9 protein-coding genes are annotated in these 10,891 nt (G+C 72.8%); 7 read left to right on the forward strand and 2 right to left on the reverse strand.

Features of this window, described 5'->3' with window-relative positions; translation table 11 throughout:
- The first annotated feature begins 79 nt into the window (after window positions 1-79).
- The 6 genes from AB8Z36_RS19450 to AB8Z36_RS19475 are packed head-to-tail and all read left to right on the forward strand — an operon-like array spanning window position 80 to window position 6,801.
- Entirely contained in the window at window positions 80-622 is a 543-nt protein-coding gene (locus AB8Z36_RS19450; RefSeq protein WP_369214619.1) for a (2Fe-2S)-binding protein, read from the forward strand.
- Window positions 619-1,611 (forward strand): FAD binding domain-containing protein, encoded by a 993-nt coding sequence (locus AB8Z36_RS19455; protein WP_369214611.1) that lies wholly within the window; start codon window positions 619-621, stop codon window positions 1,609-1,611. Before AB8Z36_RS19450 ends, AB8Z36_RS19455 begins: the two co-directional genes overlap by 4 nt.
- Entirely contained in the window at window positions 1,608-3,731 is a 2,124-nt protein-coding gene (locus AB8Z36_RS19460) for a xanthine dehydrogenase family protein molybdopterin-binding subunit (RefSeq protein WP_369214612.1), read from the forward strand. Before AB8Z36_RS19455 ends, AB8Z36_RS19460 begins: the two co-directional genes overlap by 4 nt.
- Window positions 3,724-4,893: an XdhC family protein gene (locus AB8Z36_RS19465; protein ID WP_369214613.1), complete on the forward strand. Its 1,170-nt coding sequence runs from the start codon at window positions 3,724-3,726 to the stop codon at window positions 4,891-4,893. The genes AB8Z36_RS19460 and AB8Z36_RS19465 overlap by 8 nt, the downstream gene beginning before the upstream one ends.
- A 58-nt stretch (window positions 4,894-4,951) precedes the next feature.
- The gene (locus AB8Z36_RS19470) at window positions 4,952-5,842 is read left to right on the forward strand and encodes an MEDS domain-containing protein (protein WP_369214614.1); all 891 of its coding nucleotides are present in this window, start codon (window positions 4,952-4,954) and stop codon (window positions 5,840-5,842) included.
- On the forward strand, window positions 5,839-6,801 hold the full coding sequence (locus AB8Z36_RS19475) for an anti-sigma factor RsbA family regulatory protein (protein WP_369214615.1): 963 nt from the start codon (window positions 5,839-5,841) through the stop codon (window positions 6,799-6,801). Before AB8Z36_RS19470 ends, AB8Z36_RS19475 begins: the two co-directional genes overlap by 4 nt.
- Before the next feature lie 29 nt (window positions 6,802-6,830).
- Here the strand turns inward: AB8Z36_RS19475 and AB8Z36_RS19480 are convergent, their stop codons facing one another.
- On the reverse strand, window positions 6,831-8,867 hold the full coding sequence (locus tag AB8Z36_RS19480) for a CocE/NonD family hydrolase (RefSeq protein ID WP_369214616.1): 2,037 nt from the start codon (window positions 8,865-8,867) through the stop codon (window positions 6,831-6,833).
- Window positions 8,868-8,917: 50 nt separating this feature from the next.
- Window positions 8,918-10,231, reverse strand: a complete 1,314-nt coding sequence (locus AB8Z36_RS19485; RefSeq protein ID WP_369214617.1) for an ATP-grasp domain-containing protein — start codon at window positions 10,229-10,231, stop codon at window positions 8,918-8,920.
- Window positions 10,232-10,410: 179 nt separating this feature from the next.
- Here AB8Z36_RS19485 and AB8Z36_RS19490 point away from each other — a divergent pair.
- The coding region (locus AB8Z36_RS19490; protein ID WP_369214618.1) for an endonuclease at window positions 10,411-10,891 on the forward strand (481 nt) is incomplete at its 3' end.

The following is a 10,891-nucleotide window of genomic DNA, read 5'->3' on the forward strand; positions in this document are numbered from 1 at the left end:
CCTCTGTACAGCGCCCCCCTCCTCCCGCACCACCGCCGGGACCGCCTCGTTCTCCGCGATCCGCGAAAGAAGGCTGCTCATGGCTCCATCGACGTCCAGTGCCCTCACCCTCAACGTCAACGGTGAGAAGCACACACTGTCCGTCGACCACCGCACCACCCTGCTCGACGCGCTCCGCGAGCGGCTCGACCTGACCGGCACCAAGAAGGGCTGTGACCAGGGCCAGTGCGGTGCCTGCACGGTTCTGATCGACGGCCGCCGCGCCGTCTCGTGCCTCCAGCTCGCCGTCGCCGCCGAAGGGCGCGAGATCACCACCATCGAGGGCGTCGCCGACGGGGACCGGCTGCACCCGGTGCAGCAGGCCTTCCTCGAACTCGACGGCTTCCAGTGCGGCTACTGCACACCGGGCCAGATCTGCTCGGCCCTCGGCGTGCTCCAGGAACACGCCGACGGCTGGCCGAGCGCGGCCACCACCGACGTACGGCCCGAGGCGGGTGTGCCCGAACTGACCGCCGACGAGATCCGCGAGCGGATGAGCGGCAACCTGTGCCGCTGCGGGGCGTACGTCTCGATCGTGCAGGCGGTCACGCGTGCCGCGGGCGCCAAGGAGGAGACGGCATGAAGGACTTCGGATACCAGCGGGTCCACGACGTCTCCGGGGCCGTCGCCCTGCTCGGCGCCGACCCCGACGCCCGCTATCTCGGCGGCGGCACCAACCTCGTCGACCTGATGAAGACCGGCGTCGAGCGGCCCGCGCGCCTGGTCGACGTACGCGAACTGCCCCTGGACGACATAGAGGTCACCGGCGACGGCGGCCTGCGCGTCGGCGCCACCGTCACCAACAGCGACCTCGCCGCCCACCCCGAGGTCCGGCGCCGCTACCCCGCGCTCGCCGAGGCCGTCCTCGCGGGCGCCTCCGGACAGCTCCGCAACATGGCCACCGTCGGAGGCAACCTCCTCCAGCGCACCCGCTGCGGCTACTTCACCGACATCAGCAAGCCGTGCAACAAGCGGGAGCCCGGCAGCGGCTGCCCCGCCGTCGAGGGCGAGCACCACAATCACGCGATCCTCGGCGCCACCGAGCACTGCGTGGCCGTGCACCCCTCCGACATGGGCGTGGCCCTGGCCGCCTTCGACGCGGCTGTCCACTACGAAACCGCCGAAGGCCCCGGCGAACTGCCGCTCGCCGACTTCTACCTGCCGGTGGGCCACACCCCGCACGTGGAGACCGCGCTGCCCTCCGGCGCGCTGATCACCGGCCTCACCCTGCCGCCCGCCCCGGTCGCCGCCGCCTCCCGCTACCGCAAGGTGCGCGAGCGCGCGAGCTACGCGTTCGCCATCGGCTCGATCGCCGCGGCCCTCGACGTGCGGGACGGTGTCGTGCGCGAGGCACGCGTCGCCTACGGAGCGGTCGCCTCCCGGCCCTGGCGCGCGCACGCCGCCGAACGCGCGCTGACCGGCGGCCCCGCCGACGCCCAGGCGTTCGCCGCCGCGGCCGACGCCGAACTGGCCGCGGCCAGCCCGCTGGCCCGCAACGGCTACAAGGTCACGCTCCTGCGCAACCTCACCGTGGCCATGCTCACCGAACTCACCGAGGAGGCCGCCCGATGACCACGACCACCGGACCCACCGCGGTCACCGGCGCCGTCGGCTCCGCGCACACCCGCGTCGAGGGCTTCGACAAGGTCACCGGCGCGGCCCGCTACGCCGCGGAGATCCCCTTCACCAACCTCGCGCACGGCTGGCTCGTGCTCTCCACCATCACCCGCGGCCGCGTCCGCTCGGTGGAGGCCGATCCCGTCCGGCGGATGCCGGGCGTCCTCGACGTCCTGCACCATGGCAACGCCCCGCGCGTGAACACCACGTACCAGGGTCTGCTCGGCACCCCCGATCCGACCGCCGCGGTCTTCCAGAGCGACCGGGTGCCCTGTGCGGGCTGGCCCGTCGCGCTGGTCGTCGCCGAGACCCCGGAGCAGGCCCGCGAGGCCGCCGACGCGCTCGTCGTGCACTACGAGGAGGAGCCGCACGACACCGGCTTCCACGCCGGGCACCCGGGCGCCTACACGCCCGAGGGCGACGGCATGCGCGCCGAGAGGGGCGACGTACAGGCCCGGCTCGCCGAGTCCGCGCACGTGGTGGACGCGGAGTACAGCACGCCGGAGGAACACCACAGCGCCATGGAGCCGCACGCGGCGACGGCCCGCTGGGACGGCGGCCGTCTGGAGCTCGTCGACTCCAACCAGGGCAGCACCTGGATCGCGGTCGAGCTGTCGAAGCTCTTCTCCCTCGACCCGGCCGCCGTGCGGGTGCGCTCCGAGCACGTCGGCGGCGGCTTCGGCTCCAAGGGCCTGCGGGCCCACCAGGTCAGCGCCGTGATGGCGGCGACCGTCCTGGACCGCCCGGTCCGCGTCGTCATGACCCGCCGTCAGGTGTTCTCCCTCACCGGCTACCGCAGCCCCACCGCCCAGCGCGTGCGGCTCGGCGCCGACCCGGACGGACGCTTGCGGGCCGTCGACCACCAGGGCCACAACCTGACGTCGAGCTTCTACGAGTTCGTCGAGTCCGCCGCCTCGTTCGGACGCCCGATGTACGCCGCCGACGCCCACCGCAGCGTCAACAACGTCGTACGCCTCGACGTGCCGACGCCCACCTACATGCGGGCGCCCGGCGAGGCACCGGGCTCGTTCGCGCTGGAGTCCGCGCTCGACGAGCTGGCGGAGAAGTGCGGCGTCGACCCCATCGCGCTGCGCCTGCGCAACGAACCGGAGGTCGGCCCCGTCTCCGGCCTGCCCTTCGGCAGCCGCAACCTCAAGGCCTGCTTCGAGGAGGGCGCCCGCAGGTTCGGCTGGGACGCGCGCGACGCGCGGCCCGGAGTGCGCCGCGACGGGCGCTGGCTGCTCGGCACCGGCACGGCGTCGGCCACCTTCCCGGTGATCGTCGCCCCGTCCACGGCCACCGCCACCGCGGAGCCCGACGGCACCTTCACCGTGCGGATCACCGCCGCCGACATCGGCACCGGCGCCCGTACGGCGCTGACCCTGGTCGCCGCGGACGCCCTGGAGGTGGAGCCCGCCCGGGTCCGGGTGCGCATCGCCGACAGCGACTTCGGGCCCGCGACCATCGCGGGCGGCTCGATGGGCACCCGCTCCTGGTCCTGGGCCGTGCGGGACGCGGCGACCGAGCTGCGCGAACAGCTCGCGCTCGGCGGCGACATCCCGGCGCGGGGGATCACCGTCAAGTCGGACACCGGCGCGGCGATCGGCGCGCTCGCGCAGAAGGAACGGCACTCCTACGGCGCCCAGTTCGCCGAGGTCGCCGTGGACGTCGCCACCGGCGAGGTACGGGTCAGGCGGATGCTCGGCATCTTCGCGGCGGGCCGGATCGTCAACCCGCTGACCGCGCGCAGCCAGCTCATCGGCGGCATGACGTGGGGCCTGTCCATGGCCCTGCACGAGGAGGCGGTCAGGGACCAGCTCACCGGCGCCCACGTCGGCGCGGACCTCGCGGGCTACCACTTCGCCGCCCACGCCGACGTGCCGCCCATCGAGGCCGACTGGGTCGACGACCCCGACCCCGACGACCCCATCGACATCAAGGGCATCGGCGAGATCGGCATCGTCGGCGCCGCGGCGGCCATCGCCAACGCCGTCTGGCACGCGACCGGCGTCCGCCAGCGGCACCTGCCCATCCGGCCCGACCGGGTGATCCAGGCGGGCAGCCCGCGTGCTTGACATCGCCGCCGACCTGAACCGCTGGGCCGAGGAGGGCCGGGACTTCGCGGTCGCCACCGTCGTGAGCGTCGGCGGCAGCGCACCGCGCGGCCTCGGCGCCGCCATGGCCGTCGACGGCGAGGGCACGGCCATCGGCTCGGTCTCCGGCGGCTGCGTGGAAGGGGCGGTGTACGACCTGTGCGTCACCGCCCTGCGGGACGGCGGCGCCGTGGTCGAACGGTTCGGCTACAGCGACGAGGACGCCTTCGCGGTCGGCCTGACCTGCGGCGGTGTCATCGACGTCCTGGTCACGCCGGTCCGTGCCGACGCGCCCGAGAGGGCGGTGTACGCCGCCGCCCTCTCGGGCGCGGCCCACGGCGCGACCACCGCGCTGGCCCGCGTCATCGAGGGCCCGCCCGACCTGCTCGGCAAGCCCCTCCTGGTACGGCCCGACACCCACGAGGGGAGCCTCGGCGGGCACGAGGACCTGGACCGCACGGCGGTCGCCGAGAGCCGGGCGCTGCTCGCGGCGGGCCGCACCGGGCAGTTCGTCGTCTCCGAGAGCGGATCGCGCTGCGGAAGCGCCGTGACGGTCCTCGCCGAGTCGAGCGTGCCGCCGCCCAGAATGATCGTCTTCGGTGCCGTCGACTTCGCGGCGGCCCTGGTCCGCGCGGGGAAGTTCCTCGGCTACCACGTCACGGTCTGCGACGCGCGCCCCGTCTTCGCCACCCGGGTCCGCTTCCCCGAGGCGGACGACATCGTCGTCGACTGGCCCCACCGCTACCTCGAAGGCACCACGACCGACGAGCGCACGGTCCTGTGCGTGCTCACCCACGACGCCAAGTTCGACGTGCCGCTGCTGGCGGCGGCGCTGCGGCTGCCCGTGGCGTTCGTCGGGGCCATGGGCTCCCGGCGCACCCACGAGGACCGCAACCGCAGGCTCCGCGAAATCGGCACGAGCGAGGCGGAGCTGGCGCGCCTGCACTCGCCCATCGGCCTCGATCTGGGCGCCCGTACGCCCGAGGAGACCGCGCTGTCCATCGCCGCGGAGATCGTCGCGGCCCGCCAGGGCGGCTCCGGACTTCCGCTGACCGGCATCCGGACCCCCATCCACCACGACGTCGGCACCGGGGCGGATCACCGAAGCGCGTCCCGCGGGCGGGCCGGAATGCGTACCGTGTAACCGAGTCGCCACACCGGGTAGCGAGGTGGCGCCGGGGCCACGGAGGAGGTGCATGGGGATGGACACCGCTCCTGCCCTGCGCGCGGTGGGGCAGATGCGGCCCGGGGACCATCTCTTCCACGGCTACGAAACGGACGAGGAACGCGAGGCGGTGCTCACCGCCTTCCTCCTCGACGGCCTCGCCTGCGGCCACCGCGGACTCCTCCTCACCCCGCACCAGGAGCCGCCGGACCTGGCGGGACGGCTGCGGTGCCAGGGCCACGAGATCGCCGGTGCGCTCGCCGACCACAGGCTGAGGGTGAGCGCACTGCCCGGCACGGACAGCGGCCCGGGCGGCCTCGGCGAGCTGGTGTGCCGTGAGGCGGAGAGCGCGGTCTCCGACGGGCTCCTCGGCCTGCGCGTGGTCCTCGACGCCTCACCGCGACCGCAAGCGCGGGCGGCCGGGGGCCTCCGTGACGCCGAGAAGCTCCTCGACCCCGTCCTCCAGGTACTGCCGGTGCTCGGCCTGTGCCAGTACGACCGCCGCGCCTTCGGCCCGCGCGAACTGACCGAACTGGACTCCCTGCACACCGGCGGGGCGGTCGCCGACGATGTCTGGCAGGACGAACTGCTGCGCATCACCCGGACGTTCACCCCGCCGGGACTCGCCTTCAGCGGCGAGGTGGACGACAGCAACCTCATCGCGGTGGCCCGCGCCCTGCGCGCCGAGACCGAGCGCGCCGCGCGGCGTCCGGAGAGAAGGCACCGCACCCGCCTCGACCTCGGCGAGCTGACCTTCATCGACGTCTGCGCACTGCGGCTGCTCGTCTTCACCGCCCTCGGCCTCCACGCGCTGGGCGGTGGCATGGTCCTCGACGGTGCCGCCCCGCAGGTGCGCAGGGTCCTGCACGTCACCGGCTGGGACCGTGTGCCCGGCCTCGTCATGGGAAGGGAGCGTGGGGGAGCATGACGCGCCCCGGCTTCGTCCACCAGGCGCTGTCCTATGCCTCGGACGACGCGTTCCTCGCCGGGACGGCCGGCTTCGTCAGGGACGGCCTGGCCGCGGACGACGTGGTGCTCGCCGTCGTCGCCGGACGCAACATCACGCTCCTCAGGGACGCCCTCGGCGGCGCCGCCCGGAACGTCGAGTTCATCGACGCCCAGGACTGGTACCACTACCCCTCCCGCACCCTGGGCCAGTACCACGACTACTGCACCGAGCGGGACGAGGGCGGCACCCGCCGGGTCCGCGTCATCGGCGAACCGGTGTGGACGGGCCGCACCACCGTCGAGACCCGCGAGTGGATCCGCTACGAATCGCTGGTCAACGCCGCGTTCGCCGACTCGGGCCACTGGATCGTCTGCCCCTACGACGCCCGCACGCTGCCCGCCGAGATCCTCGACACCGTGCGGTGCACCCACCCGGAGGTGACCTCGGGGGCCGACGCCCCCGGCCCCAGCGGCCGGTACACCGAACCGGCGGAGTTCTACGCCGAGTGCTCCGAGGCCGCCGAAGGACCGCTCGCCGCCTCCGGCACGCCCCGCACGATCGCCTTCATCCGCGGCGAGTCGGTCGCCGCCCGCCTGGCCGTCGCCGAGTACGCGAGACGCTGCGGCATCGCCGAGGACCGCGCCCGCGACATGGTCGCGGCCGTCCACGAGGCGGTGGCCAACGCCGTCCGCTTCGGGGGCGGCGGCGGGGTGCTGCGGCTCTCCAGCGACGCGGACTGGGTGGTGTGCGAGGTCGCCGACGGAGGCGGCGGCCGGTCCCTGCCCTCCCTGCACACCACGGGCTTCCTCGGCAGGCTCCCACCCGACCCGAGGGCCGCGAAGGGCCACGGCCTCTGGGTCGTCCAGCAACTGAGCGACCTGGTCACCGAGGACTTCGGCACGGACGGGGTCGTCCTGCGGCTGCACTTCCGCCGCTGAGCCCTCGGAGCCGGTCGCCCGCCGAGCCCTCAGAGCCAGTCGCGGGGCACCGTCTCGTTCCACGTACGCGAGAAGACGCGCCGCCCGCCCTCGTAGCCGTCGAGCGTGGCGTCCACGTGGAAGTCCTCCTCGTCGCAGCGCAGGACCGTGCGGGTCTCCACCCGTACGTCCCAGTCGTCGCGCCGGAAGGTCATCGTCCAGGCCGACTCACCGGCCACCGACGTGAAGTCATCGCCGGTGGAGGTGTACCGCTCGAAGGCCCGGCAGCCGACGTCGAGGCCGATCTCCTCGAACCGCACGGTGCCCCGGTCCTTGACGATCTCCAGGGCCGAGGCGTAGTCGACCAGGTCACGCCGGACCTCCCAGCGCTGGTCGGGGGGTGTCAACTGGGTGGTGCGCAGCGGCTCGGTGCCCTCGGGCTCCCCGAAGGGCTGCTGCGGCGCGTTGTCCGGCTCCGCCACCGGGCGCACCGGCAGCCGCAGCGCGCTGGTGCCCTCGTACACGCTGAGCAGGACGGGGCGCGGCGGCGGCCAGGCCAGCGGCCAGTACGACGTGGAGAGCGAGAGCCGGATGCGGTGGCCGGGCGGGAAGGACTGGGCCACGCCGTTGAGCTGGAGGGTCGCGCGGTAGCGCTTGCCGGGCTCCAGCGGTTCCGGCTCACCCGTGCCGTCCCTGCGGGTCAGGTTGAGCACCCCGTACGTCACACGCGTGGCGCTGCCGTCGGGGGCGACGTCGGAGATTCGGGCGGCGACGGTGGCCACCGGCTCGCTGACGCACAGGTCGAGGTCGACGGAGGGCGAGCCGAGGATCTCCACCGCCTCGGTCAGCTCGGGCGAGTCGAAGACCAGCGAGCCGCCGTCCTCCTCCCGCTGGTCGTAGGGGAGGTCGGGCGGCGCGTTGTAGGAGGCCCACTTGCCCGCGAACTGGCCCACCGACAGCGGCGACCGCACGGTCAGCGCCTCGCCCGCCGACTCGGGGCCCGGCACCTCGTCGTGCCGGGCGATGCGGTGCCGGAACAGCGGGTGGGAGACCTCCTCGATGTGCGGCGACGGCAGCTCGGGCTCGCCGACCCAGCGGCCGGGGCGCTCCTCGTAGGAGGTCGAGGGCGGCACGCTGTCCTGCATCCAGGCCCGCAGCATGGGGCCCTCCATGACGCCGTTCTCCTCGCCCTTGAGCCAGTGGTCCCACCAGCGGACCACTTCCTGGAGGTAGCCGATGGCGGGGCCCGGCTCACCCAGGTGGGGGTACTTGTGCGACCAGGGCCCGACGAGTCCCTTGCGCGGCACGTCGAGATTGCTCAGGAGGCGTGCCACGGCGTTGGAGTAGCCGTCGGCCCAGCCGCTGGAGGCGAGGACGGGGGTGGTGACGTCCTGGTAGTTCTCGCAGACGGAGGCGTGCTTCCAGTACGCGTCGCGGCGCTGGTGGCGCAGCCACTCGATGACCCACGGGCGGGTGCCCTCCATGCGCTCGTGCCACATCGCGCGCCAGCGGTCGCCTACCACGGCCGGGTCGGGCGGACAGGTGCCGTAGGCGAACATGGTGCCCGCCTCCGCGAGGTTGTCGGACAGCATGGCGCCGCCCATGTAGTGCATGTCGTCGGCGTACCGGTCGTCCGTGAACGAGGAGATGACGATCGCCTTCAGGCTCGGCGGACGCCGTGCGGCGACCTGGAGTGCGGCGAAGGCGCCCCAGGAGATGCCCATCATGCCGGTGGACCCGTCGCACCAGGGCTGCTCGGCCAGCCAGGCGAGCACTTCCTCGGCGTCGGCCTGCTCCTGCTCCAGGTACTCGTCCCGCAGGACGCCCTCGGACTCACCCGTGCCGCGCACATCGACCCGCACGCACGCGTAGCCGTGTCCGGCGACATAGGGCTGGTGGATCGAGTCGCGCACGGAACTCAGATCGCGCTTGCGGTACGGGATGTACTCCAGTACGGCCGGTACGGGCGTGTCGTCCGAGGACGTCGGGCGCCAGACGCGCGCCGACAGACGGGTGCCGTCGGACATCGGGACGACGACGTGTTCTTCCTCTTTGGTCGCGTACGGGAGATTGCCCACGTAACGCATGTGCTCGTGCCATCCTCTCGGTCGGTCGTCCGGGTGGAAGCGGGTCGGCGCTAGTCGTTGGTGAGGTCGCGGCCGCCCGGCTCCGTGGCGTCGAAGGTGAGTCCGAGGGCCGCCACGCAGCGGTCGTACTTGCTCCGCAGCTCCTCCTCACTGTCGCCCCCGGTGGCGATGTGGGCGAGTTCGAAGCTGTAGCTGTCCTGGTGGCCGCCGTCGGAGAGCCGCTGGCCCTCCTCGACCAGGACGTCGATGCGCACGTCGCCGATCTCGCGCTCGATGCGGTCGATCTCCTCGCGGCTGGGCACGTTGTGCACCACGCCGTCGGCGAACCAGCGGTAGTACCACTTGGCCGCGGTCGCGCACGGGCCCTTGCCGCGGGGGAACGCGGGGTCCTCGTCGAAGGCGAGAGAGACCATGCAGTGGTGGTTGGGGCGGCCGTCCACGAGGGCGAAGAGCGTGGCGTGCGCCTGTGAGTGGCGGGGGTTGATCTCCAGGAGGTTCAGCTCGTCGCTGCCCGGGTCGTAGAAGTACTCGATGCTGAAGGTCGCCGAGTCCATCCCGATCTGCCGGATCACCCGCTCGGAGACGTCGTGCAGGCGGCGTATCACCGGCTCCGGCAGGGTGGAGGGGTACTGGTGGCGGAGGAAGCAGGAGGAGTCCGGGTAGTCGATGGAGTCGAGGACGCCGTAGACGGTGACCTCGCCCCGGTGCACATAGCCCTCGACAGCCACCTGAATGCCGGAGAGCGCCTCCTCGGCGAGACAGACCTGCGCGCCGACGCCCGCCATCTCCTCGGGCACCTCGATCTGGTCGAGTATGTATTCGAAGGGCCGCCCGACCAGGCCGATCCCTTCCCTGATCCGGTCCACGGCGTCCCGGAACTCCGCCTGGTCACGGACGCTGTAGGCCAGCTTGGAGGAGTACGAGAGGGCGGGCTTGAGCCACATGGGGAAGCGCACGCCCTCCGGGGGCTCCGGGTTCTCGGCGGTGAGGTCGACCCGGCCGAAACGGGGATGCTCGTCGATCACCTTCCGCTGCTCCAGACGGCTCCAGTACTTGTGCTCGCACTTGACCACCGACTCCAGGCTGGTGCTGCGGGTGCCGTACCGGTCGCCGAGGATCGCCACCAGGGTGCTGACGGGGAAGTCCCAGTAGCCGACGATGGCGTCGATGGTGCCGTCGAACGCGTCGAGGATCTTCTCGGCCTTCGCCAGCAGATCCGGTACGGAGACCTCGCCGCCCTGGAGCTCCTCGATGGTGAGCAGCGGGTGGAACCGGCAGTCCTTCGCGTGGGGTATGTCGCTCAGCGCCGGCAGGTTGGCCTCGTCCAGACCCAGGACGAAGACGTTCTTCAGGCGTGCGGCCACGAATGCTCCTTTGCTCGACTGTGCTCGACTCTTGTTCGGCCTTGTTCGGCTCGGCTTGGATCGGCTCGACTTGGCTCGGCTTGGCTCGTCGGCGTCCGTGCCGCTGAGTACCCGCAGGCCGGAGAGACACACGTCGGCCATGCTGGGTAAGCGGAACGCATCAGACCGGAAGGAGCACCATGGCCGAGCGACGAGGCAAGGAGAGGGAGCTGGTCAAGGCCCTTCTCGACGAGGAGGGACGCACCTACGCCGAGGAAGCGGGCATCAAGCTGCGGGACACACCGCAGCCGCTGTACGAGCTCCTGGTCCTCTCCGTCCTGCTCAGTGCGCCGATCCGCGGCGCCGCGGCGGTGGGCGCGGCGAAGGAGCTCTTCGGCGCGGGGATGCGCGACCCCAGGCGGATGGCCGACGCCACCTGGCAGCAGCGGGTCGACGCGCTGGGCCGGGGCGGCTACCGGCGCTACGACGAGAGCACCGCCACCCGGCTCGGCGAGGGCGCGGAGCTCGTCCAGCGCGAGTACGGGGGCGATCTGCGCCGGATGCGCGACGAGGCGGACGGCGACCCGGAGGCACTGAGCCGCAGCCTCCAGCAGGTCCCGGGACTCGGCCCGACGGGCGCCGCCATCTTCCTGCGCGAGGTGCAGCGGGTGTGGCCGCGGG

It is taken from the genome of Streptomyces flavofungini, assembly GCF_041028215.1.
Taxonomy (GTDB): domain Bacteria; phylum Actinomycetota; class Actinomycetes; order Streptomycetales; family Streptomycetaceae; genus Streptomyces; species Streptomyces flavofungini_B.

What these genes read in the sequence shown, in the direction of transcription:
- AB8Z36_RS19450 (WP_369214619.1), top strand. Translation starts at nt 80, where the DNA reads ATGGCTCCATCGACGTCCAGTGCCCTCACCCTCAACGTCAACGGTGAG.
- AB8Z36_RS19455 (WP_369214611.1), top strand. Translation starts at nt 619, where the DNA reads ATGAAGGACTTCGGATACCAGCGGGTCCACGACGTCTCCGGGGCCGTC.
- AB8Z36_RS19460 (WP_369214612.1), top strand. Translation starts at nt 1,608, where the DNA reads ATGACCACGACCACCGGACCCACCGCGGTCACCGGCGCCGTCGGCTCC.
- AB8Z36_RS19470 (WP_369214614.1), top strand. Translation starts at nt 4,952, where the DNA reads ATGGACACCGCTCCTGCCCTGCGCGCGGTGGGGCAGATGCGGCCCGGG.
- AB8Z36_RS19475 (WP_369214615.1), top strand. Translation starts at nt 5,839, where the DNA reads ATGACGCGCCCCGGCTTCGTCCACCAGGCGCTGTCCTATGCCTCGGAC.
- AB8Z36_RS19480 (WP_369214616.1), bottom strand. Translation starts at nt 8,867, where the DNA reads ATGCGTTACGTGGGCAATCTCCCGTACGCGACCAAAGAGGAAGAACAC.